The organism is Colwellia sp. MB3u-55 (assembly GCF_014076785.1).
Classification (GTDB): Bacteria; Pseudomonadota; Gammaproteobacteria; order Enterobacterales; family Alteromonadaceae; genus Colwellia_A.
Genome location: NZ_JACGUS010000077.1, coordinates 138,358 through 163,021 on the forward strand (window position 1 = coordinate 138,358; position 24,664 = coordinate 163,021).

Here is a 24,664-nt window from a genome sequence, read left to right on the forward strand (position 1 = left end):
GTTGTTATTAAAATTATTATTCATTAAATAAAGCAGATGTTTAATACTTTTGCATCATGTTCTTGTTAAAAAAATGATGCTTAACGGCAATAATATTGTAAATTGGAGTAGGTTATTGACTTTTTAATCGACTGTCTAGTCTTATGGTTAGGATCTTGCCAGTAATCCAAGTCTTAAGTTATTTTTGTTGATCAACAGTACCCAACACCGTATGCTGATTATCCACTGGTCGGACCTTTTTTTCTATTCACGAATATTTTAATAATCCTATGATAAATCAAGAATCTTTATTTTTATCTCATGGAGATCACCAACTTCATTTAAGGCATATTTGGCAAAAAAAGGGCGGGGCGCCTATTTTTATGTTGCATGGTGCGATTGAAAATGGCCTTATTTTCTATACTAAAAAAGGTAAAGGTCTAGCATGTTACTTAGCAGAGCAGGGTTTTGATGTTTATGTCGCCGATTTACGTGGCCGTGGTGAAAGCACACCCCGTATTGATGAGCATGCTGTACATGGTCAATTTGAAGCGATCACTGAAGATATCCCACGTTTTATAAATTATATTTTTCAAGTCACACAACAAAAAATTCATCTTGTTGCACATTCCTGGGGAGGGGTTTTATTGGCGAGTACGCTGGCCAGGTTTCCTAAAATAATTGAACGTATACGTAGTAAAACTTGTTTTGGTACCAAGCGCATGGTGACAGTAAAAAGTTTAGAAAAAATGTTTAAAGTGAATATTGTTTGGAATAATGTCGCCCCTAAATTGGCAAGGAACAGAGGCTTTTTAGATGCTAAAAAGCATGGCATTGGCTCTGATAATGAAACCGAACAATCGTTAGCCGATAGCGTCGCTTGGGTTAAAAAAAGTGCTTGGCATGATACGACTGATGGTTTTGATTACTTTCAAGCCGCTAAGTCTGTTGATTGGCCCCCAACATGGCACTTTACTGGCAGTAAAGATAAAGTATTAGGACATGCCAGTGATGTTAATATTTTCATTCAAGAATATAATCCGAAGGCGAAATTTACTTTGCTGTCAAAATCTTCAGGGAATATGCAAAATTACGATCATATTAATATTCTTACTCATCCTAATGCTAGAATTGATCACTATCCGCAGCTAGTTAAATGGTTAAAGTCTCATTGACTTACCGAACAGTTAGGTCGTTTTCTAAGTGGTTATACAAATAGCCTTTTACCCGAGACCTTATTAAACCAATAATGTTATTCATTCAGTGTAGATATTTAGCCTAACTTTAGTGTTTAAAAATTTGCTGCAACCGCCTTTACTGAATGCTGCAAGGGTAATGCTATTCTTCTCCCCTTCCACCGACAATATAAATGCGGCAATGAGAAAAACAACAAGGTTATCAATGAACAACCTTGTGGTAGGTATTTATCTAGTCTTGATCCTAAAAAGAATACTTTGTTGAATCATCCTAGTAAAAATAAAATCAACATCAACATAACGACAAGTGCAACTCATCCTTATTTAATGATAGGTCAGGTAGCTCACCTTTGTAAAAACAACCATTGTTACAATTTATTACTTGGTATTAGAGGATAATGCTATTAAGTTTGAACTATGTTAATCATTTGTAATCAATATTAGTTCAATATCTTTGTGTTCACTTAGATGGGTATAAAGACTAGCAATAAATCAGACACCAAAGGATTATTATGTCAAAGATAGCAACAATAACGATGGTTTTATTATTAACGACTTTAGCTTCTCCTCTACTTTTAGCAAAAGCTAATAAATTAAATTTTAATAAATCTCAGCAAAGTTCGCAGCACAAAATAACAGGGAAGTTGCTGTATCTAAATGAGAAGGGTAGTGATGTTGATTTACTTATTCATGATGGTAACCGCTTTAGTTATTATCCCCGTATCAGTAAGAGTGGTTTAGTTGAGCAAGCACAGATTATTGATATTCCTGAAAACGCACAATTCTTTAATCAAGCAACATTGGCGAAGCAAGTAGGCGAAGTGATTGTTTACTTAACAACTAATGCGGTGATGTCTTACAACCTAGAAGATAAAACCATCAGTAAATTGATAGACGTTGATACTTTATACAAATACCAAGGCATTTTTGAGGTAAACTTTGGTGATTTTGTCAAAGATTTTAATCAGGATGGTCTAAGCGATTTTATTACTCACAGTTTAGATACAACTCACATATATTTGCAAAACGCTATGGGAGAATTTACTCATCAATCCTTCGCAATATCACCTCGCATTGAAAAGTCAGGACGTGGTCTGTCATTTACCCCTCAAAATTTTTACCATGCTGACTTTAACCACGATGACAAAAAAGATATCGCCTTCCAAATTGATGATCAATTGATGGTCTTTGCTCAAACGCCTGCTCAGTTATTTGATATTAACCCCATGGTTATAAACTTAAATGCACATTTAGAAAATAAAAACTCTAGGATAAAAAAACAACAAGGTGAAAAAAGTCCTTCTGTAAACCTTGAAACCATTGAAGATATCAATGGTGATGGGCTCGTTGACATTGTCACTAAAGAGTCAGTACGAGAAGGCATGATGTCTAGAACTAATCACTTGATGATACGTTATGGGTTCATAGAAAATGGTCTGATGCACTACAAAAAGGAAGCTGATGGTCATGCGACTTTTGATGGTGAGGGTATGATAAAGTTTAAAGATGTTGATGGTGATGGCTTGAAAGATTATTACACCTTAAGTGTTGAAATGGGCATAGGTACTATGATGTCGGCAATGTCTGGTGCTATAGATATGGATTTACGCTTCTATAAGTTGGAAAAAAACGGTAAGTATGTAAAAAAGCCTATTTATGAAAATGAAGTTGAAATAGCAATTAATTCTGGCAGTGACGGTCAGGCACTAACCGATGTTAGCGACTTTGATGGTGATGGCATTAACGACCTGATCCTTAAAACAGATGATAAAGAATTTACCATTTACTCGGGGGCTAAAGGCAAACGTTTATTTGCTAAACGTGGCGCTGATTATGAAATCTCCTTACCTAAAAGTGTCCGTACTGAAATTAAAGATTTTAATAATGATGGTAAAGCAGACATCCTCTTTTTATATGGCACCCACTATGATGAAGATGAAGAGAAAGAAGTGGGTGAAAATAAACTGACATTATGGTTATCAGCGAGTTAATTAACACTAAAGTTCGTTATACTATCAAGGGTTAATGCCAATGTGATTTGCTACAAGCAAATCACAAGCCTTCCCTTTTTTTAGCAATGTCATAGTGCCATAAATAACACCATGACAATTTTTAAGGTCACATTATGCGTTTTTTATCCCGTAGATTGGTTCTTCCTAATGATTTAAACTATGCAGACTCACTTTTTGGTGGCCGTGCATTAGCCTGGATTGATGAAGAAGCTGCTATTTTTGCTATTTGTCAATTAGAGACTAACTGCCTAGTGACTAAACACATTGGTGCAATAAATTTTGAATCACCAGCCGTACAGGGTGATGTAGTTGAGTTTGGTTTATCAACTAAAAGTGTGGGGAAAACGTCAATAACAGTCACTTGTTTAATGCGTAATAAAATTACTAAAAAGACCATCTGTTTAGCTGATGATATCGTCTTTGTACAAGTCGACCCTGAAACTAAAGCACCTATCCCACATGGAAAAACCTTACTAGCTTTACAGGCTCAAGAAGCGGAATAAATCACGCCACTTTAGATTCTCATCAAAATATCCCTGTCATAAAAATCAACATTTCCTGTTGATTTTTTTAATTTTTTAATTTTTTAATTTTTTTATTGATTTCACTCCGCTAAAGAACCATTTGAAATATTTATTTACATATGTAGATTATTTTATCTACATATTTTTCTTGTGTGCTGGTGTGTTGGTGATGTATAACACACGTATTGTTTTTATTTAAACATAAATAACAGAACTTAAGCATAACTACCGTTAGGAAATATTATGATACCTCAGTGGGATAATGAAAAACCGATATACCTACAGTTATACCAGCAAGTTGTTGCTCGTATTCTCGATGGTTATATCAAAGAAGGCGAAGCATTGCCATCAGTCCGAAAAGTGGCTGCAGAATATCAAGTGAACCCAATTACTATTTCTAAGGCGTATCAAATGTTACAGGATGAACAAGTTGTAGAAAAACAGCGTGGAAAAGGTTTATTTGTTAAATCAGGAGCGCAAGAACTAATGCTTGATCGAGAGCGCGAAACTTTCTTGGTTCAGCAATGGCCAGAAATATTAAAACAAATAACGCGATTAAAACTTTCTGCTGAGCAGTTGCTAACAGGAGATAAGTTATGAATGAATTAATTTCTATAACAGGCTTAAACAAATCTTACGGTAAGAAACATGTTGTTTCTGATGTGAGCTTAAGTATTCATAAAGGACAAATTGTTGGTTTAGTTGGTCCTAATGGTGCCGGTAAAACCACATGTCTTCAATCATTGCTAGGTTTAACTGATTTTCAAGGTGATATTAATGTTCTTGGCCATCATCCAAGAAAAGACCGTGAAAAGATGCTTAATGATGTCGCCTATATTTCAGATGTCGCTATATTGCCTAAATGGTTAAAAGTTACTCAAGCATTAAGCTACATGAATGATGTTCATCCTAATTTCGATATTGAAAAAGCACGTACATTTCTGGCAAAAACTAATATCGATATGAATGATAAAGTGAAGGCTTTGTCTAAAGGAATGGTTACTCAGTTACATTTATCTTTAGTATTGGCTATAGACGCTAAAGTGCTTGTTTTAGATGAACCAACGTTGGGTCTAGATATTTTAACCCGTAGACAGTTTTATACGCACTTATTAGAAGACTTCTACACGGAAGATAAATGTATTCTTATAACTACGCATCAGATTGAAGAAATTGAGCATATTTTAACAGATGTTGCCTTTATTCAAGAAGGTAAAATTGTTATAGCTGAAAGCACTGAAAATATTCGTGAACGTTTTACATTGTTAACCGTAACTCAGGACAATATCGAGCAAGCAAAGCAATTTAAACCGCTATTTTCAAATAGTTTAATGGGGTTAACCACCATGCTTTTTGACAATCAAAAAAATGAGGACTTACAAGCGTTGGGTAAAATAAGCGTACCGAGTTTAGCTGACATTTTTGTTGGCGTGATGACCAAGGAGATATATTCATGAACACGAAAGTATTAACAACTTCAATTAAAAAAGAATTATGGGAATTTAGCAATATTCTAAAATGGCTGCCCATTATTATCGCTGCTTTGGTCATCGTGATGCCTCTCGCTATTTTTATGCAAAGTAATGAAAGTCTTAGTGAATTATTTCAGTTTTTAACGACATTCCCTGAACAGTTTTTTTCTGCTGAGCATGCGCCAATGATCCCTAAGTTATTCTTTGTAATGGCACTTTCTTTATTTGCACCCTTTTTAGTGGTGGCGCTAATCATTCAGCTTTATTACTTTACTGTCTGTCTATTTGATGAACGCAGAGATTTATCTATTATGTTTTGGCGTTCGTTACCTGTTTCTGATGTCACCGCAATTATTGCCAAATTAATTACCGGAGCCTTAGCAATTCCAGCTATATTTTTAGGAGCCGCAACCGCTACTTTATGCTTGATTCTTTTGTTAGCGTTTTTAGTTTGCATTATATTGTCTGTTGGTTACGATGTTAGCTTATGGGCATTGTGGGTTGATGCTGATATTTTAAGTGGTGTATCACTTATTTGGTTACACCTTCTTCCCCTTGCTATTTGGATGCTACCTTTGTTTGCATGGTTAATGTTAGCGTCTATGTATGCGAAGAAAGCCCCATTTTTATGGGCAATACTACCTGTGGCCGTTGTTTTATTAGTGGAAGGTTTTGTCGTGCACTACTTCCATTTATCGCAATCCTATATAGGTAGCTTATTACTAGAGTATTTCTCACTTTCATCACAATTTATTGAATCTGTGCAAGGGCAAGAACATTTTGCCAGAACAGTACCATTACAGGCATTTATTACTAAATTAAATATAGGAAGTGTATTAGTGGGTATTTCATTACTTTATGGCACATATTGGTTAAGAAAGAATAAAGCTGAGGTGTAACATTATTTAAGCATATTAACTTAAACATATTAATTTTAGCCGCAACAAGCTGCGCCACCAACATGCTATATGTTAATGGCACAGCTTTTTTGTGGGTTAATAGTCTTAACTTTAAATATCTAAAAACAACTAAGTGAACTTAGGTTGATATTATATTTGGCGAAGTAATTGATAATAGTTCGAATAGGAAAGTGTTTGGTAAACGCTATAGCAGAGCCTATAGCGCGATAAATAATTTAGACGATAACTTTCTTTGCAAATAAAGTTTCAATTTGTTGTCTTAAGCGATTTTTAACTTGCTTATTAAGGCCGAGTGTAAAAAGTATACTTGAAATTGTGGCTACGATAATCACTGTTTTATATAATTTTATCCCCGTAAACATAATTAACAGTATTAACAATAGTGCGTAGGCTACTCCCATTACAGCAAGGCATAAACAGAGTCCTTGCAGCTCTTTATTTTGAAATAATTTCATATTTTAGCCTTTTTAACTTTCTTTGATTTTAATATAATAAGCTTAGCAAAGTTATCTTATTCGCTCTACATAGAAGCTAATGATAAATGTTACATTAGATTTCAAAAGGAAAAAATGGCTACCAACTTGGCCTTACAATCAGTTTTTTAGCTGGTGTCACAGGTTTACTTATATAATGCTGGCCGATTTACGACTTTTTAGAATTCATAAAGGAAATACTATGCAATTAAATGACTTACTTAAACAGCTATCAACTAAAGCTGAACAAATAGAATTTAGTGAGGTAATGGCGGTAATATCAGCTAACTATAACTATCAACCATGTGCTTTTAGTAATGGTGACTTAATGAATGAGTCAGGAACTAATGAAGGGTCGTGTAAAATATTTGCTTTTGCAAAGTTACATGATTTATCCGAACAGACAACATTAGCGTGTTTTGGCGAATATTACCGAAAAGATGTATTGTTAAATCCTAAGGGTGACGATCACACCAATATTCGAAACTTTATAAAGCAAGGTTGGCAAGGTATTACGTTTGCAGGTGTCGCGCTTTCTTAATTAAGTGTCGTCTGCGGATAAGTAACTCTGGTAACCTTTTACGCCAAAATATCGAACAGATTTTTTTAGTTTGATCATTTTGGCGATAAGTGACCCACCAAAATAAACTTTCACGACTTGTTTTTCGCCATTAGTGTCGCTTTGGTATTGATGGAGCGGATTGTTTCTTAAATTATCAAACGCTGTTTTCATAATTAATTTCAATGGCTTAATTTTCTTCCTTTAACGTGCTGGTATATTTACTGACTATAGCATTTATTTTTCCATTCTTTACTAAGCGATTAATAGCTTGGTTTATAATAGGTAAAATATGCGCTTTAGATTTATGTATACGCAACGGGCGTAGGGAATGTTCATGAACTTGACCTATGACAACCGTTAACTGATGACTTCTACTCAGGTAGTTAACTATGGTTCGATCGACAATGCCGACCGGTAATCTATTACCTTCAATAAGCTTTAATAATTTCAGTTCACTTTCTACATCATAGCGGGTGAAAACGGTATCAAAAGCGTAGCCAAAACCCTTGATTGTTGCAATGTTTTCATCTGCTAACGGACCAATAGTTCTTAATTTCCCTTGCGGAAATACATAAACGTCTTCAGTTTTGAATAGCGGTTGGCTATAGAGAGAAATGGCCGTTTCGTTTGCTCGCCACGCGCCAATAGGACAACATTCGATATCGACTTTACCGTCGGTAAAACTAGAACGTACTCGTGCAGAACAGAGATAAACAAACTCTAATTGATAAGGGGTTAGTTTAAATATCTCTTGAAATACTTCGACATAAATACCGCGGTGCTCTTGTTCTCTAAATGAATAAGGAGGCTTTCCATCGAAAGATATCGCTACCCTTATCGTTTCGGCTTGAGCTGATAAAAAATAAAATACACTTCATGCTATAAAAGACTAGTTGTTACGGTTTTCTTCTATTTCGATTATAACAAAAATAATGGCTTGTGCTTAAATTATTATTTCTGATGAATTAATCGGTCTAGCTCTTGTTTGGACAAGTAGTTCTCCATGGTTGAACGCAGCAACTTATATAATAAAATTGAGCCATCAATTTCTTCTTTACGGTTGGTTAAACTCTCAATATTTAATCCTAATGGTAAATCGTAGGGTAATACGGCATCGAGTATTTGTTGTAAAGTATTTAAACAGATGCGAATAGATTCATATAGTGGTTTTTCTGCATTAAGAATACGTAAACTAGTCGCTTCAGGAACACTAACACCTAACCATTCAATAAATTCGAGTGTTTTTTTACTGCCACAAGGTGAAAATGTTAAAATTATCCGCTGAGGCTTTAATCCTTGCTGCTGACATTCAATTGCATAGCGCGTTAACATATCTATAGTGGCTTGTGGATTATAGATAGCTTGAGAAATAAAGAAATTGCAACCCTGCTGATGTTTTTCTATCAACCGAGTATGTTCATTACCTTTATTTGCATGACGTTCTGCAATGGTGATCCCACCGATAAAGAAATCATTTTTATTATCAACTAAAGTTTTATAAGCACTGGCAAGTGGTAATGAAATCGTGTTTTTTTGCGAAGGGCTGCCAACAAGAACAACGTCACGAATGCCATACGTGTGCCAAGCTTCATTTGCCCATTGATCAAAATCATCGTTATTTGACTGAATGACACTTTTATAAGTGATCACGGGGCGTTGAGATTGATTTTGCAATAATGATGAATAATAACGGGGATCTAATGTTGATTTAAAAGGAAAAGGACGCGGTACATTGGTACGCGAATTTTCGTCTTGTATATCATAAACAATCAAACCATCAAAATCGATATCACTGACCCGTTCAAGCAGCTTATTAGCAATAATTTCAATTTGTTCTGCTGGTGTATCACTTTTAGGGGGGGTTGTGCCAATAAAATAGACGCCGCGTGTATTATCGTTATAGCGAGCTCTTAATTCTGAACCTTTGTTCACTTTATTTAAATACCGTAATTTTGATAAGACTGTAAGATTATAATACCTTCTTAGTAAAAATAAATCTTTGTGATATTCATATTTTATTGTTGATAAAAAAATAATTTGTATATATTGATAAATAATTAAAATTAATTGTAATAAATCTTAATTCTATAAGACTAACTGTTCTATAAACCACAAAACACTGACGCTTAAAGTTATATATTAAGGAAGATATGTCCCAATATTCAATTGAGCTTAATGCTCGCTATAAATAGAAGACTTAGAATAGATTTTCAATTTTTAAATTTAACTATAAAAATAAACTAACAAAAGAGAACATTATGAAAATGTCTGCAAACCCATTTCAAGCGTGCTTGGACACAATACTTTCACCCACCGTAGCTTTTGACACGATTAAAGAAAAAAAAGGTTGGTCATGGTTACCATTTGTCTTACTGACGAGTTCAACATTCGTTTTATTCCTGTATTATTTTAATGTTGTTGATTTTGCTTGGCTTAAAGAAACTATGCTTAATCAGGCTGCAGCATCAAAACCAATGACTGATGACGAACTTAAAGCAATAGGAAGTTTCTATGAAAAAGACACTATGCTGTGGACAACGGCTATTGGTGGCACAATAGGTTTCATCGTTATCAATACACTTACCGCTATTTACTATCATATTGCTACTAAAGTAAGCGCAAGTAGTGAATATAAGTTTACTCAATGGTTTGCATTCACTTGGTGGGCAAGCTTTCCTGCTTTCGTATCGGTATTGCTCAGTGCACTTGTTATCTTTTTCTCTTCTGATGGCATGGTTTCAATGCAAGATTTACAACCTACAAGTTTAAATAGCTTATTATTTTCTGTAGAACCGAGCAACGCTTGGTACAGCTTTCTTGAAGCTATTAACTTATTTACATTTTGGATGATTGCCGTTACCAGTATTGGCCTTGGTTCTTGGCTAAATATTGACAGTAAAAAATCATTAATCATTGCAGCTGCACCGCAGATTTTTATCTTTGGCGGTTGGGCTTTATTCCTACTGTTTACGGCTTAATAGAGAACTGATTGATGAAAAAAACACTGATTATAATTGCGGTCATTATTGGGCTAGTTAGTCTGGCTTATTTTAAAAAAACAGGTAAATCACAGACACTAGAAGTTAAAGTTCAGCAAGTTGCCACTGAAAATATCAAACGTTCAATTTTGGCCTCAGGCACTTTAGTTTATAAAGAGCAGGTTCAGTTACGCTCTGAAGTTATTGGCCAAGTCAGTGAAATGTTAATAGAAGAAGGTGATGAGGTGACTAAAGGACAAGTATTAATGCGCCTTGAACCTCGCACTTTCCGTGCTGATGTTGAGCAACAAGCGGCTTTTGTTCGTATTCAAAAGATTGCCATCGAGCATCAAAGCAAGAAAATTGAAAACTTAAAATCTCAATGGCAGCGCAAACATGACTTATATCAGCGAAAAATTCTTGATCGTGACGCTTATGAACTTATAGACAATCAGTACGCGTTAGCAAAAATTGATTTACGTTCTCGTCAAGAATCTTTACTGCAAGCACAAGCTACACTCGATAAGGCACAAGAGCGTTTAGATAAAACCGTTTTTCGTTCACCTATAAAGGGGATTGCGACGTCAGTTGATATTAAGCAAGGCGAAACAGCCATTAGTGGCAGCACAAATATTTCAGGCTCGAATTTAATTACTTTAGCTGATCCCTCTTCTATTCTTATTGAAGTAGAGGTCGACGAAGCTGATATTGCAAATATTCTTGTTGGACAGCAAGCCGATATTTTTGCGGTCGCCTTTCCGGATAAAGCACTTAAGGGGCAAGTTCAGAGTATTGCCACCACAGCTAAGCGCGCACAAGGTCGACAAGGTTTAAGCTTCAAAGTTAAAATATTATTGTCTGACTCAAATACTATCGCCGTTCGACCTGGCATGAGTTGTCGCGCCGAAATATATACCCAGAGTAAAAGTAAAACGATAGCGGTACCCAGTGAGTCAATCATTTTTGCTTCACAAGGAAAGAACGTTCAAGAAGACGATGAAAGCGATAACGAAGTGCTTGCAGATAATGTTGACCACGTATTTGTGCTTATTGATGGTAAGGCGGTAAAGCAGACGGTTGAGCTAGGTATCTCAAATGATCGCTTACAAGAAATTACTTCTGGCCTAAAAGTAGGTGATAAAGTGATCACAGGACCCGCAAGAGCACTTGGTAAATTAAAAGATGCTCAGTCGGTAAAAGTGATCGATAAAGAGGCATAAATGATGTCTAAAATTTCTCAAGAAAAAAAAGTGATCGCGCCAATTATTTCATTAAGAAATATCGCTCGACTTTATAAAATGGGTAATCAAGCGTTTTATGCACTGAATAATTTTGATCTCGATATTCGATATAATGACTTTATTGCTATTACCGGACAGTCGGGGTCAGGTAAGTCGACCTTGATGAATATTCTTGGCTGCTTAGATTATCCAACAAGTGGTGAATATAAACTTAAAGACAGAAATGTAGCTAAGCTTGATGAAGCGACTCTAGCGGGCATTAGAAATTTAGAAATTGGCTTTATTTTTCAAAGTTTTAATTTGTTACCCAGATCAAGTGCTTTACAAAATGTCATGCAACCATTGATTTATCGAGGCATGCCAATTAAACAACGAAGAATAAAAGCTCAGTTAGCTTTAACTCGAGTCGGTTTAAAAGATCGTGTTGACCATTTACCGAATCAGTTGTCTGGTGGGCAACGTCAGCGTGTCGCTATCGCTCGGGCATTAGTCACCGAACCGGCGATATTATTAGCAGATGAACCTACCGGGAACTTAGATTCAGCGACTACAATGGAAATTATGGCACTGTTTGATGAGCTTCACCAAGATGGTCAAACCTTAATTATTGTTACCCATGAACAAGAAATAGCCGATCGTTGTCAGCGAGTTATACGCTTAACTGATGGCTGCTTAGTTGCTGATTCATTAAATCCAAATATTGAACAGCACTATAAAGAGCAGCAACTGATAAAGGAGAGTGCTAATGTCTAGTGTTTTCTTTAAAGTTGTTGAGAGTACTCGTTCAGCTGCACATTCGGTTCGAGCTCACGGTTTTCGAAGTTTTTTAACAACCTTAGGTATTATTATTGGCGTTGCTTCAGTGATTGCAGTTGTCTCTGTCGTACAAGGATTAAGTAGCAGTATTACTTCGCAGTTTGACGATATGGGCACTAATGTTGTCAGTATTAATGCTTTTACGCCATTAAAAGAACGTCTTCAAGGCAAAGTTGCCAAACTAAGTTATCGTGACTTTTTAGAAATCCAGTATAAAGTTTCAGGCATTAGCCATATCACTCCGACAGTTGCTGCAACAGGCCCAAATGGCGTAGTTCAGTATAAAGGGGAGTCAACGGCAACACGCGTTGTAGGAACCGGTTCTAGTTATCAATCCCTATATGGCATCTTTCCTGAAACGGGGCGCTTTTTTAATATTAATGATGATAAGTCTCGACGTCGAGTCGCTGTGTTAGGGGACTCGATTATAGACAAGCTTGAAATAAAAGGTTCTGCTGTTGGTCAGTATATTATGATTGGCGGTGAGTGGTTTAAAGTGATTGGCGTGTTAGAAAAGCGCGGTAAACTTTTCGGCTTTGATCAAGATGACTTTATTCTTCTACCATACACAACAACAAGAGCCTTGTTAGGCGGTGCTGAAGAGCCAGATATTAGTATTTCGTTGCAAGTAGACGATGCTAGTCAGCTTGATAGTATCAAGCAGCATATTAAAAACTTACTACGTCGAAATCATAATTTATCTAAAGATACGGGGGATGATTTTAAAATTAGTACCGCAGAACAAATGCTTGAAACAGTCAATGATATTACCTCGAATACCACTATGGTGCTTAGTGGCGTGGTTGGTATTTCATTATTAGTGGGGGGCATCGGTATTATGAATATAATGTTGGTTTCTGTGACTGAACGTACGCGTGAAATAGGTATTCAAAAAGCACTTGGAGCAACGCGTGTAGATATACTTTTGCAGTTTCTTATAGAAGCTGTGTTCTTATGTTTACTGGGTGGTTTAATTGGTTTGGCATTAGGTTATGGTGCTGGCGCTTTGGTCAGTAACCTTATTGATTTACCATCAGCAGAAGTACCTATGTGGGCTATAATGTTATCGTTTGGTTTTAGTGCAGGCGTTGGGCTGTTATTTGGTATTATTCCAGCGGCTAAAGCGGCTAATTTAGACCCTATTGATGCGCTACGTTATGAGTAGTTAACATGTATTACAGCGATATAATTGTGTAATTAAAGAGCTTGTTAACGTTTTATATTTTATACCTCTTAAACAAAAAAAAGCCCAGTCATAGACTGGGCAAAAAATATAAGGGAGAAACATAATCAATAAAAGTTTAGCTTTCGTTTGCTCCTATCGAATGGTTAGTACTTGAAGCAGCACGTGGTTGCAGTAAACTTTTACCATTTATCGCAATTTTTCTTGGTTTTAACGCTTCAGGTATTTCTCTCTCTAAATCTATATGTAGCAAACCATGCTCCATAAAAGCACCGATGACTTTGACATGTTCACCGAGTTGAAATTTACGTTCGAAGTTACGCTCAGCAATACCTTGATGTACAAAGTTTCTTGGTGAACCATTATCGTTGACAGGTTTGGTACCGGTAACGATTAAGGTGTTTTCTTTTGATTCAATTTCAAGATCTTCATCGGCAAAGCCAGCAATAGCCATAGTAATACGATATTGGTCTTCGGCAAGTAATTCTACATTGTAAGGGGGGTAAGATGATTGCTTGTCTGTACGAGACGCTTTTTCAATTAAACCCGCTAAGTGCTCAAAGCCGATAAATGAACGGTAAAGTGGGCTGATATCTGTTTGTATACGCATAATTCATATCCTATTAGTTATACCCATAATTAAGATGTTAGGGTATTAGCAATATGGGATCTCTTTTGAATATTTCTGTGCTTACTATAACCAACATAAAGTCGCGATATAGCTAGGCTGAAATTATTATTCTCAGAGATTTAAGGTGCCTTTCAATATTGAACAGGCGGTTAATGTAGTCCCGTTTATCTTGTGGCGACTACATTAATAAAGATGGGCGCGATGTTTTATTTTTCAAGTTTTAAACTTAAATTAAAATTATTTTTAATTTAAGTTGCTGAAATGCATTGATTTATTATTTGTCGTTATTCTCTTGAACCGTTTCCATATCTAGTGCTTCAATTGGGCTTAATGCTTGTATAGTCGAAAGCGCTAATTCATAATTAGGGTGCTTTGAAATATCAGCAACAATTTCCTTGTAAGCGATCACTCCTGATGAATCAATAATAAATATCGCTCGCGTTAATAAGCCCATATCTTTAATGAGTAAGCCGTAATTACTGCCAAAGTTGCGCCACACTGAATCAGATAAGACCGTTATTTTATCGATACTTTCTGCTTCACAAAAACGTTTTTGCGCAAAAGGTAAATCATTGCTAATCGTTAATACAATAATGTCTTGGGGTAATTTAGCCATTTCTTCGTTGAAACGTTTTGTTTGTAAGGCACAGACGCCGGTGTCTAAACTCGGTACCACAGAGATAAGAATATTTTTTCCTGAGAATTCTTTGAGAGTTACTGGCACAAAGCTGGCATTAACCACTTTAAAATCAGGTGCTTTTTGACCAACATTAACTTGTGTACCTAATAGTGTAATGAATTTGTTATTTGCCTGAACCAAGTCAGTTGTTTGTTGTAAATTATCTTGATCAAATAGCTTTGCAGATGCCACAAAAATGCTCAGGCTATTTAAAGTTAAAATCAGTGAAAATGTAATAAATACTGTTAAAAATTTCATAATGTTAAGCGCGCTTAAAAATTGTTAATAGAGAGATGTTAACTTTGACGATAAAAAATAGCCATTATTTAGTGCTTTATTTCAAATATTATCTATTGTTATCTATAGATAAATAGTAAGGTATTGAGAATCATCACCACAATTATTATCTTAGAATAGGAATAACGAAAATATGTCAATACCCTTGTTAATTTGTGATGACTCAAATATGGCGCGTAAGCAGGTAGCACGTTCTTTACCTGATGATTGGGATGTCGAGATAAGCTTCGCTACTAATGGCGAAGAAGGCATTCAAGCAATAAAAGCAGGTAAAGGTGATGTACTTTTACTTGATTTAAATATGCCTGTGATGGACGGTTACCAAGTCCTTGAAACTATTATTAAAGAAGACTTAAACACTATGGTGATTGTTATTTCTGGCGATATACAGCCGGAAGCACACCAACGTGTTACGAGCTTAGGTGCTCTAGACTTTATTCAAAAGCCAGTCAATAAAACCAAACTAACAGAAATATTATTGGCTTACGGTATTTTTACCCAAGACAGCGAAGAAGAAAAGCCTTTACCCGTTGAAATCGAAAAACCGCCGGTGATAGCTCCAGCTCCTAAACATAGCGAGTTGGCACCACTGACACAAGCGGCAGAGACAGTTAGTATTGAAAGAGAACAATCAGATGAAGCGTTTTTCTTAGACCCTGAACTTCGAGACTGTTACCAAGAAATAGCCAACGTCGCTATGGGACAAGCAGGAGACTTATTAGCGCGTTTACTCGATGTGTTTGTTGTTCTCCCCATTCCTAATGTCAATTTAATTGAAGTTAGTGAACTGAGCATGGCGCTCTTTGATGTAGAAGAACAAGAAAGTACTTCGGGAATTTGCCAAGGATTTATAGGCGCGGGTATTTCTGGTGAAGCACTACTTATTTTAAATGACTCAAGTTTTAAAGATGTTGCTTCATTAATGAATTATAAGTATGAAGTTGATGAAAGTACAGAGCTTGAATTATTAATGGATCTAGCCAATGTACTTATTGGTGCTTGTTTAAATGGTGTTTCTGCCCAATTAGATATGCCTTTTAGCCAAGGCCACCCCGTTGTTTTAGGACAACATAAAAAAATATCTGAGTTGATAGCGACCAACTCTAAAAAATGGAAGCGTACCTTAGCTATCGAAATTAGTTATAGCATTGAAGACTATTCAATCAAATGTGATTTACTCTTACTCTTTACCGAAGAGTCTATGCGTACACTCAATAATAAAATCTCTTACTTACTGGATTAACTATGTCATTAGAAACATCACAAATAAATGAATTACATTGGTTAATGGAAATGTTACACACCATCGATGTAGGATTGGTTGTACTAGATAGAGATTATAAAGTGCAAATATGGAATGGTTTTATGGAGAATCATAGCGGTCTGTTACCCCGTGAAGTGAAGGATAAAGTGCTATTCCCTTTGTTTGATGAAATACCTGAAGCATGGTTTAAGCGCAAAGCTGAATCAGTATTCTTACTAAAAAATAAAGCCTTTACAATTTGGGAACAACGTCCTTATTTGTTTAAGTTTCAAAATTATCGTCCTATTACAGGGGCGGCTGATTATATGTATCAAAATACTACTTTTATTCCTTTGATGTCAGCGACAGGAATAGTGACTCATTTATGTCTCATTATTTATGATGTAACTGATAATGCTTCTCATAAAAAAGACTTAGTTAAGGCGAATAAAGAACTCGCTATTTTGAGTCAAACTGATGGCCTAACAAAACTCTTTAATCGCACGCACTGGGAGCATTGCTTACAAGCGGAATACAAGCGTTGGATCCGTAGTCAAAACCCTAGTTGCTTAGTGATGATTGATATTGATCATTTTAAAGTGGTTAACGATACCTATGGCCATGTCGTTGGTGACGAAGTTATTCGCCATATCTCAGGACTTATTCGCCATCATGTGCGTGAAACCGATGTTTCGGGGCGCTACGGTGGTGAGGAATTTGTTATATTATTAGCCGACACACCATTAGATAATGGTAAAGTATTTGCTGAACGATTAAGAGAAGAAATTGAAAAATCTGTGGTGAAATATAATGACATTGATGTTAACTACACGGTAAGTATGGGGATTGCTGAAATAGACATCAGTATCGAAAGTTATGAAGCTTGGATTGAGTGTGCTGATGCGGCTATGTACCGAGCAAAAGATAATGGTCGTAATCAAATATGCTTGCACCCTAAGCAACTAGTTTAGTGCGTTATAAATACCTAATAAAAAAAGCCCTTACGGGCTTTTTTTATGTAAAACATTTACTTTAATGAGCGTAAACTTTTTTTCCGTTTACCCAAGTCGCTATGACTTTATTCTTCCAGATATCTTGTTGGTTTTCCGTAAAGTAATTATCCTCTAATAAAATAAAGTCAGCCTTTTTACCTTTTTCTAAGCTCCCTAAAATATTTTCTTGGTGTGCTGCATAAGCCGCGTCAATAGTAAAAGTTGTTAAGGCTTCTAAGCGTGTCATACTTTCTTCACTGAACCAGCCATTTTTCGGTTGGTTCTGATGATCCTGACGGGTGACTGAAGAGTGCAAACCAAAAAATGGATTAGGAGATTCCACCGGAAAATCTGAGCCTGCAGCGATTATAGCTTTGGCATTCATCAATTTACGCCACGCATAAGCACCTAAAATACGTTCTTCACCAATTCGGTCAACAGCCATGTTTTTATCACTGGTTGCGTGTGTTGCTTGCATTGAAGCGATAATGTTGAGCTCAGCGAAGCGAGGAATATCACTTAATTGTAATATTTGTGCATGTTCAACTCTATGACGAAGCGTTTTGGTATTTGTTGCTTTTATTTGGTGTTGATATAAATCTAGAACCACTTTATTAGCATTATCACCGATGGCATGAGTATTAACCTGAAAACCTGCCTTCATCGCAGTATTCATATACAAGGTTAACTTTTCTTTATCATGTAACATCAAGCCTTTATGACCAGCATGGTCTGAATAATCAGCAATTAAAGAGGCGCCACGACTACCTAAAGCCCCATCGGCTTGAATTTTCACACTATTAAAATTAAGCATGTTATCACGGCTAGTGAATGGTCCTTGCTTGAGTGTTTCCTGCCAATTTTCAGAGGGTAAATACAACATAGCGTTAACACGCATAGGGAGGGCGTTTTCATTGCTCAATTCTTTGAATAGCTCAAGGTTATCAGTAAAAATACCAGCATCATGAACACTGGTTAAACCAAAAGAGACCAATTTATTAAGTGCTTTTTTTAAAACTAATTTTTGTTCTTGCTTGGTCAAAGGGGCAATACTTTTAGTAATCAAATCCATGGCATTATCAATAAAAACACCTGTAGGCTGACCCGAATCATCTCGAATTATATCGCCACCTGTTGGACTTTGTGTCGCTGATGTTATACCGGCAAGCTCCATCGCTTTGGTATTGGCCCAGCCCGCATGTCCATCAACACGTCTTAAGAAAACAGGTTTGTTAGGAAAGTGTTTATCTAGCGATTTTGCTGTTGGAAATTGAGTATTTTCCCATTGAGTTTGGTTCCAGCCTTGTCCTTGTACCCAAGCAATATCTGGGTTTGCCTTTGCATAATTTACGGCTTTCTTTACGGCTGATTCTTCTGAAAGTGAGCCAAGTACATTTGCTTGCATCAAACTTAAACCGTAACTTAATATATGACCATGAGCATCAATTAAGCCCGGAAGTAGTGTTTTACCTTGGCCATCGATAACAGTCATCTGTCCGGATTTAGGTAATAGTTCACCGATGATAAAAAGCTTATCAATTTTATCATCGGTAAATTGAATAGCGGTAAACTGCTTTAATTCTTGGTCAGCTAAAGTATAGCCTTGAACATTAGTGATAAGAGTTGTTTCTGCGAAGGCGAAACTGGTAGAGGTTAGTAAAAAAAAGATTAAAGTGGATAGGTGTTTAGTCAATACTTTCATAAATAAATCCTAGGTATTATTGTTTTTATGTTTTTTTATTGAGCATAGGATAAAGGCAGAAAAATAAAATTAATAGTATTAATGGTAATAACCAGTGAATAAGTTGCCAATATTGGCTATAAAAAGTCTTTCCATGGACGAGTTCAAGCTCAGCTTTAAGCACAGCGTTGGTAAATTGTGGCAGTGTGGCTTGAATATTTCCTTGGTGGTCAACGATAGCTGTTACACCATTATTGGTGGCGCGTAGCAGGGGGCGACCAAATTCCAAAGCGCGCATGCGAGCAATGTCTAAATGTTGATGAGGTCCATGTGAGTCGCCAAACCAAGAGTCATTACTAACCGTGAGTAAAATGTCAGTTTTGTCGGTAAAATTAGCAGCTAATTGCTCAGGAAAAGCAATTTCAAAACAAATAAGTGGTAATAGATGAACGCTTTTAGCAACAAGGTTGGGTTGAATATAGTCACCTCGGGTAAAAGAAGAATATTGTAAATTAAATATTGGCGCAATTTTTCTTAATACGTCACCAAAAGGCACAAATTCACCTATGGGTAGCAGGTGGTTTTTATAATAGCGGTTACTATGGTTATAACGGTAATGCCCAGTATCGTCGTTGCTTTCTTTCTTACCGATGACAATCAGTGAATTGAAATAGGTTTTTGATTGATATTTGTAATCTAAAATACCGGTAATAATAGCACTATCATTAAGTGCGGCAGATCTATCGGCCATGCTGAGAAAGTCTTGTGCTGCGAGTTCTAATGCTGTTACTGCTGACTCCGGCCAAACAATTATGTCAGCATCATAATTTTCTCGGCTGTGATCTAGGTATTTTAATTGGATGGGCCACTCTTTTTCGGGCTGCCATTTCATTGATTGTTCAACATTACCTTGTATTAAAGCAGCGGTGATTTTTTTGCTGGTCGGTGTTACCCAAGCAACATTCGTTAATAAATAAGCAGAGAGACACACAGCAATCAATAAGAGTATATGTGTCTTGCGATAGCAGTTATTTACAACATTAATAACCGCAATACTAATTACCAGCAGCAAAGCACTTATCCCTATTTCACCAATAAGTGGTGCAAAATTCGCTAGTGGGCCATCGATTTGGCTATAGCCAATTGAAAGCCAAGGAAAACCAGTCAAGATGTTAGCACGTAAATATTCTGAAATAAGCCAGCAGGGTGGCAGTAACCACAGTGAGAATTGTTTCTTTGGCGCAAACCTCGTTGATAAATAACAAGCAAGTGCTGGATAAAGTGCCAAATAACAACACAATAATACCATCAATAATAGTGAGAAAAATAGTGGTAAACCACCAAATTGATCGATACTGACATGCACCCAACTAATACCGCTACCAAACCAACCAAGTGCAAAGATGAAACCTTGTTTAGTAGTTGTCTTTACATCAGTACCATTAATAGAATGGAGAAATAACGGCAGCACAATAAGCATCAGCCACCATAATGAAAATGGTGCGTAGGCCAGCACTAAGCTAAGCCCAGCAATGAAGCTGAGCCAGTTACGCTTATTAAATAAGTTGTCGCGTAGTCGCTTTAGTAGGCGAGTGCCTAGTGTTTTTATCGCCATTGAGGTTAGTCGACTATCTTTCCATTGATTTTATGGTCTTTTGGAATCGTAATATGTAAGCTTTGGATACGGCGATTATCGCCAGCGGTGACTTTAAATTCAAAATCACCAATCGTCATTATTTCACCTTTTTTAGGCATATGGCCAAATTGATGTAACACTACACCACCAATCGTATCGGCATCGTTGCCATCAAACTCAGTATTAAAATATTCATTGAAGTCATCAAGCTCTGTTAATGCCTTAACTTGATAAACATTACCGGCAAGATACTTAATATCTAGTTCAATTTCATCATCTGTTTCATCTTCAATTTCACCAACAATTAATTCAAGAATATCTTCAATGGTCACAACACCAGAAACGCCACCATATTCATCAACAACAATTGCCATATGATAACGCTGCGAACGAAACTCTTGTAATAACGGTTCAACTCTTTTACTTTCTGGAACAATAATCGATGGACGAATTATTTTGGCTATGATGCATTCTTCTTGTTGACCAAAGCCGTAAGCGAGCAGATCTTTAGCGAGTAAAATCCCCTCAATGTGATCAATGTCGTCGTTAATAACAGGAAATCTAGAGTGACCAGACTCTAAGATGATCGGTAAAGAATGTTCAATCGGATCGTTAATATCAAGCGTGACCATTTGCGATCTTGGGATCATAATATCACGCACTCGCATATCAGAAACTTCTAATACACCTTGGATCATTAACTTGGTTTCTGGTTTTATTAAGTCGCGGTCTTCAGCGTCATTTAATACATCAACCAATTCGTCTTTACTTTTGGGCTCTCCGGTAAAGACCTGTACTATTTTATCAAGTATCGATCGATTTGCAGAGCCGTTGCTAGAGTGGGGGTGGTCATCGCTCATAGAGCTTATTTATTTCCTGTAAGGTTAACTTGTTGCTTATTTTCTAATCAATCGAAAGTAAGTTCAAGTAGTAAGTGGTTATTTATCTATGAATTATAAAGGATAAATTTATTCATTTATAATATAAGGATCGGATATATCGAGTGCTTTAAGTAATTTTTTTTCCAGTGCTTCCATTTCTGTGGCTTCAACCTCATCAATATGATCGTAACCTAATAAATGTAAGCAGCCATGAATAACCATATGAGCCCAGTGATTATGCAGTGCTTTGTGCTGTTCGTCGGCTTCTTGGGCGACGATGTCAGCACAAATTACTAAATCACCGAGTAAGTCTAGTTCAATTTCTGCTGGTACCTCAAAAGGAAATGACAAAACATTGGTCGGTTTATCTTTTCCACGATACTGTAAGTTCAGAGATTGGCTTTCTTTAACATCAACGAGACGTATGGTAAGTTCAAAATCTGTTTTATCATTATTTAAAGCGATATTTACCCAAGATTGAAATTGTTCATTGCTGGGCAAATTTTTGGCATCACAAGCATGTTGAAGATCGAGTAGTGTTGCCACTATTGATTATCCATTGCATCAAGCGCCGCTTTATTTCTTTTTTCATCTTTTAAACGTTTTTCTTTTTTTTCAAAAGCATCATATGCATCAACAATTCTAGCCACAACCGGATGGCGGACAATATCTTTTGATTCAAAGTAGTTGAAACTAATGCCTGGAATATCGTCAAGTACTTCAATCGCGTGACGTAAGCCTGATTTAGCACCACGTGGTAAATCTACTTGGGTAATATCACCGGTGATAACAGCACGGGCATTAAAGCCAATACGGGTTAAAAACATTTTCATTTGTTCTACGGTCGTATTCTGACTCTCATCAAGAATTATAAAAGCATCATTTAATGTTCTACCACGCATATAGGCAAGAGGAGCAATCTCAATGACATTGCGCTCGATAAGCTTTTCAACTTTTTCAAAACCCAGCATTTCAAAGAGTGCGTCATATAATGGGCGCAGGTAAGGATCCACTTTTTGTGATAAATCACCTGGAAGGAATCCCAATTTTTCACCCGCTTCAACGGCTGGGCGTGTTAACAAAATCCGTCTAACTTCTTGCTTTTCTAAGGCTTCAACAGCACAAGCAACGGCTAAATAGGTTTTACCCGTACCCGCAACACCAACGCCAAAGCTAATGTCATTACTCATAATGTTATGTACATAACTTTGTTGGTTTGGATTACGAGGCTTGACGACACCACGTTTGGTTTTTATGGTCACTAACTTGTCGAAATCAACATCAACTTTAGTGGGCTCTTGCTCAAGCACCTTGGCGTCTAAAATAGCAAGATGGACCATTTTTTCTGTGATCTCTCTTAGCTCATTTTTTACGGTTGCTGTTTCAATATATAAATTCTTAAGCAAGACAATGACGGCTTCACAATTTGCGGGTGCGCCCATCACTTTAAATGCATTGCTGCTGTAACTTATTTTCACACCAAGGCGACGTTCAATGGTTTTCAAGTTATCGTCCATTGAACCACATAAATTCGCTAGGCGATTATTATCAAGCGGTGTTAAGTCAAATTGTTTGCTAATACTTGTAGTCAAATTTATATCCGTTTTTATAGGCTAAGGTTTTAATCATTAAGGCGTAAAACTACCAACACCTAACTCATCGATGTTACTACTTTTGCTCGTATGATGACTATTGGCTAGGATGTCTTGTGGAGAATACGCTATGCGTAAGCCCATTTCACTTTCTTCGCGCACTAATTCACCGCGCAGCGAGTTAGCATAAACATCAGTAATTTTAATATCAACAAATTGACCAATGACGGTGTGAGGAGCAATAAAGTTAACCGTGCGGTTATTTTCTGTTTTACCGCGTAATTCCATCGGATTTTTCTTTGAAGGACCTTCAACAAGGATACGCTGTTCCGTATTCAACATTTGACGTGCAATACGTAATGCTTGATGGGTAATTTGGTCTTGAAGCACTTTTAAACGTTCTTTTTTAGTGATATCGGAAATATCATCAATCATATCTGCTGCTGGTGTACCAGGGCGCGCACTGTAAATAAAACTAAAGCTTAAATCGAAATCTACCGCTTTAATTAAATCCATTGTTGCTTGGAAATCAGCATCCGATTCACCAGGAAAACCAATAATGAAGTCTGAACTCATGCAAATATCTGGACGTGCTTTCTTTAATTTTCGAATTTGTGACTTATATTCTAATGCAGTATGACCACGTTTCATTTGCGTTAAAATTCTATCTGAACCACTTTGTACCGGTAAATGTAGGTGACTTACTAGCTCAGGAACGTCTTTGTAAACCTCAATGATATCATCGGTAAATTCAATCGGATGTGATGTTGTATAGCGAATACGGTCAATGCCATCAACAGTAGCAACCAAACGCAATAACTCTGAAAAGCGACAAATATCATCATCGTGCGTAATACCACGATAGCCATTAACGTTTTGTCCTAATAAATTAACTTCACGTACACCTTGTGCAGCAAGTTGAGCTATTTCATATAATACATCGTCAAGCGGACGACTGACTTCTTCACCGCGTGTGTAAGGTACAACACAGAAGGTACAGTATTTACTACAGCCTTCCATAATCGACACAAAAGCGCTAGCGCCATCAGCTTTAGGTTCAGGAAGACGATCAAACTTTTCAATTTCAGGAAAGCTAACATCAACAACAGGATTATGATCACCAGTAACTTGTTGGATCATTTCAGGTAGGCGGTGCAATGTTTGTGGACCAAAAACCATATCAACATAAGGCGCACGCTGGCGAATAGCATCACCCTCTTGAGAAGCAACACAGCCACCAACACCAATTAATAAACCGGGTTTATTGTCTTTGAGATGTTTCCAACGCCCTAGCTGATGAAAAACCTTTTCTTGTGCCTTTTCGCGTATAGAACAAGTGTTTAATAAGATGACATCAGCATCTTCAGCTTCTTCAGCCAATACAAAACCATGCGTTGAGTCTAATAATTCCGCCATTTTCTGCGAGTCATACTCGTTCATTTGGCAACCCCAAGTTTTGATATATAGCTTTTTACTCATTAACTTTCCACTCATTAAATATTTAAAAATTTAGACACACTAACATGAAATTTATTGCTTCACTGTTAGTTCAATTTAAGGATGCATATTTTACTCCTTCTTGACGCTTGACGCCAGTACCCGATTCAACTTTAAATGGCGTGTGTCTATCTGATTTTAATTATTGACCGCAACCATTAATAATATTCGTATAAATG

At 36.6% G+C, this 24,664-nt stretch carries 25 protein-coding genes; 13 read left to right on the forward strand and 12 right to left on the reverse strand.

Going from position 1 to position 24,664, the window contains the following annotated elements; all coding sequences use genetic code 11:
* The first annotated feature begins 269 nt into the window (after positions 1 to 269).
* From H4J66_RS04775 to H4J66_RS04800, 6 genes are all read left to right on the forward strand, one after another.
* On the forward strand, positions 270 to 1,154 hold the full coding sequence (locus tag H4J66_RS04775) for an alpha/beta fold hydrolase (RefSeq protein WP_182171256.1): 885 nt from the start codon (positions 270 to 272) through the stop codon (positions 1,152 to 1,154).
* A 533-nt stretch (positions 1,155 to 1,687) separates the two neighbouring features.
* Complete coding sequence (locus H4J66_RS04780) at positions 1,688 to 3,166, forward strand: VCBS repeat-containing protein (protein ID WP_182171259.1); 1,479 nt, start codon at positions 1,688 to 1,690, stop codon at positions 3,164 to 3,166.
* A gap of 134 nt (positions 3,167 to 3,300) precedes the next feature.
* Entirely contained in the window at positions 3,301 to 3,690 is a 390-nt protein-coding gene (locus tag H4J66_RS04785) for an acyl-CoA thioesterase (protein WP_182171262.1), read from the forward strand.
* 264 nt (positions 3,691 to 3,954) lie between these two features.
* Positions 3,955 to 4,311 (forward strand): GntR family transcriptional regulator, encoded by a 357-nt coding sequence (locus H4J66_RS04790; protein ID WP_182171265.1) that lies wholly within the window; start codon positions 3,955 to 3,957, stop codon positions 4,309 to 4,311.
* Complete coding sequence (locus H4J66_RS04795; RefSeq protein ID WP_182171268.1) at positions 4,308 to 5,168, forward strand: ABC transporter ATP-binding protein; 861 nt, start codon at positions 4,308 to 4,310, stop codon at positions 5,166 to 5,168. Before H4J66_RS04790 ends, H4J66_RS04795 begins: the two co-directional genes overlap by 4 nt.
* Entirely contained in the window at positions 5,165 to 6,082 is a 918-nt protein-coding gene (locus H4J66_RS04800; protein WP_182171271.1) for an ABC transporter permease, read from the forward strand. The genes H4J66_RS04795 and H4J66_RS04800 overlap by 4 nt, the downstream gene beginning before the upstream one ends.
* 236 nt (positions 6,083 to 6,318) lie before the next feature.
* Here the strand turns inward: H4J66_RS04800 and H4J66_RS04805 are convergent, their stop codons facing one another.
* On the reverse strand, positions 6,319 to 6,558 hold the full coding sequence (locus H4J66_RS04805; RefSeq protein WP_182171274.1) for a hypothetical protein: 240 nt from the start codon (positions 6,556 to 6,558) through the stop codon (positions 6,319 to 6,321).
* A 220-nt stretch (positions 6,559 to 6,778) separates the two neighbouring features.
* Here H4J66_RS04805 and H4J66_RS04810 point away from each other — a divergent pair, with 220 nt between their 5' ends.
* Positions 6,779 to 7,117 (forward strand): HopJ type III effector protein, encoded by a 339-nt coding sequence (locus tag H4J66_RS04810; RefSeq protein WP_182171277.1) that lies wholly within the window; start codon positions 6,779 to 6,781, stop codon positions 7,115 to 7,117.
* Here H4J66_RS04810 and H4J66_RS04815 read toward each other — a convergent pair whose 3' ends face one another.
* The 3 genes from H4J66_RS04815 to H4J66_RS04825 form a co-directional block, all read right to left on the reverse strand.
* The gene (locus H4J66_RS04815) at positions 7,118 to 7,309 is read right to left on the reverse strand and encodes a hypothetical protein (RefSeq protein ID WP_259368543.1); all 192 of its coding nucleotides are present in this window, start codon (positions 7,307 to 7,309) and stop codon (positions 7,118 to 7,120) included.
* Between the two features lie 16 nt (positions 7,310 to 7,325).
* Complete coding sequence (locus tag H4J66_RS20720) at positions 7,326 to 7,976, reverse strand: transporter substrate-binding domain-containing protein (RefSeq protein WP_182171388.1); 651 nt, start codon at positions 7,974 to 7,976, stop codon at positions 7,326 to 7,328.
* A 113-nt stretch (positions 7,977 to 8,089) separates the two neighbouring features.
* The gene (locus H4J66_RS04825; RefSeq protein ID WP_182171283.1) at positions 8,090 to 9,070 is read right to left on the reverse strand and encodes a methylenetetrahydrofolate reductase; all 981 of its coding nucleotides are present in this window, start codon (positions 9,068 to 9,070) and stop codon (positions 8,090 to 8,092) included.
* Between the two features lie 326 nt (positions 9,071 to 9,396).
* On the opposite strand from H4J66_RS04825, the gene H4J66_RS04830 reads away from it, so the two are divergent.
* The 4 genes from H4J66_RS04830 to H4J66_RS04845 are packed head-to-tail and all read left to right on the forward strand — an operon-like array spanning position 9,397 to position 13,338.
* On the forward strand, positions 9,397 to 10,116 hold the full coding sequence (locus tag H4J66_RS04830) for a YIP1 family protein (protein WP_070376137.1): 720 nt from the start codon (positions 9,397 to 9,399) through the stop codon (positions 10,114 to 10,116).
* Between the two features lie 14 nt (positions 10,117 to 10,130).
* A complete protein-coding gene (locus H4J66_RS04835) occupies positions 10,131 to 11,336 on the forward strand; it encodes an efflux RND transporter periplasmic adaptor subunit (RefSeq protein ID WP_182171286.1) in 1,206 nt (401 codons plus the stop codon).
* Complete coding sequence (locus H4J66_RS04840; RefSeq protein ID WP_404842788.1) at positions 11,337 to 12,110, forward strand: ABC transporter ATP-binding protein; 774 nt, start codon at positions 11,337 to 11,339, stop codon at positions 12,108 to 12,110.
* A complete protein-coding gene (locus H4J66_RS04845; RefSeq protein ID WP_182171289.1) occupies positions 12,103 to 13,338 on the forward strand; it encodes an ABC transporter permease in 1,236 nt (411 codons plus the stop codon). Before H4J66_RS04840 ends, H4J66_RS04845 begins: the two co-directional genes overlap by 8 nt.
* A 136-nt stretch (positions 13,339 to 13,474) precedes the next feature.
* Here H4J66_RS04845 and H4J66_RS04850 read toward each other — a convergent pair whose 3' ends face one another.
* The gene (locus tag H4J66_RS04850) at positions 13,475 to 13,966 is read right to left on the reverse strand and encodes an Hsp20 family protein (protein WP_070376140.1); all 492 of its coding nucleotides are present in this window, start codon (positions 13,964 to 13,966) and stop codon (positions 13,475 to 13,477) included.
* 295 nt (positions 13,967 to 14,261) lie between these two features.
* Positions 14,262 to 14,924, reverse strand: coding sequence for a thiol peroxidase (gene tpx, locus H4J66_RS04855; RefSeq protein ID WP_182171291.1), 663 nt, complete (start codon positions 14,922 to 14,924; stop codon positions 14,262 to 14,264).
* A 172-nt stretch (positions 14,925 to 15,096) separates the two neighbouring features.
* Between tpx and H4J66_RS04860 the strand changes: the two genes are divergently transcribed.
* Both H4J66_RS04860 and H4J66_RS04865 read left to right on the forward strand, forming a co-directional pair.
* The gene (locus H4J66_RS04860) at positions 15,097 to 16,206 is read left to right on the forward strand and encodes a response regulator (protein ID WP_182171293.1); all 1,110 of its coding nucleotides are present in this window, start codon (positions 15,097 to 15,099) and stop codon (positions 16,204 to 16,206) included.
* 2 nt (positions 16,207 to 16,208) lie between these two features.
* Positions 16,209 to 17,177, forward strand: a complete 969-nt coding sequence (locus H4J66_RS04865; protein WP_182171295.1) for a GGDEF domain-containing protein — start codon at positions 16,209 to 16,211, stop codon at positions 17,175 to 17,177.
* 61 nt (positions 17,178 to 17,238) lie between these two features.
* Here the strand turns inward: H4J66_RS04865 and H4J66_RS04870 are convergent, their stop codons facing one another.
* The 6 genes from H4J66_RS04870 to miaB all read right to left on the reverse strand — a co-directional run bounded on the left by H4J66_RS04870 (position 17,239) and on the right by miaB (position 24,467).
* Complete coding sequence (locus tag H4J66_RS04870; protein WP_182171297.1) at positions 17,239 to 18,900, reverse strand: amidohydrolase; 1,662 nt, start codon at positions 18,898 to 18,900, stop codon at positions 17,239 to 17,241.
* Positions 18,901 to 18,925: 25 nt separating this feature from the next.
* A complete protein-coding gene (gene lnt / locus H4J66_RS04875; RefSeq protein WP_182171299.1) occupies positions 18,926 to 20,494 on the reverse strand; it encodes an apolipoprotein N-acyltransferase in 1,569 nt (522 codons plus the stop codon).
* 5 nt (positions 20,495 to 20,499) lie between these two features.
* Positions 20,500 to 21,375 (reverse strand): HlyC/CorC family transporter, encoded by an 876-nt coding sequence (locus H4J66_RS04880; RefSeq protein ID WP_070376146.1) that lies wholly within the window; start codon positions 21,373 to 21,375, stop codon positions 20,500 to 20,502.
* A 108-nt stretch (positions 21,376 to 21,483) separates the two neighbouring features.
* Positions 21,484 to 21,942 (reverse strand): rRNA maturation RNase YbeY, encoded by a 459-nt coding sequence (gene ybeY, locus H4J66_RS04885; RefSeq protein WP_182171301.1) that lies wholly within the window; start codon positions 21,940 to 21,942, stop codon positions 21,484 to 21,486.
* Entirely contained in the window at positions 21,942 to 22,988 is a 1,047-nt protein-coding gene (locus H4J66_RS04890; RefSeq protein WP_220463203.1) for a PhoH family protein, read from the reverse strand. The genes ybeY and H4J66_RS04890 overlap by 1 nt, the downstream gene beginning before the upstream one ends.
* Positions 22,989 to 23,024: 36 nt before the next feature.
* Entirely contained in the window at positions 23,025 to 24,467 is a 1,443-nt protein-coding gene (gene miaB / locus H4J66_RS04895; protein WP_182171304.1) for a tRNA (N6-isopentenyl adenosine(37)-C2)-methylthiotransferase MiaB, read from the reverse strand.
* Between the last annotated feature and the right edge of the window lie 197 nt (positions 24,468 to 24,664).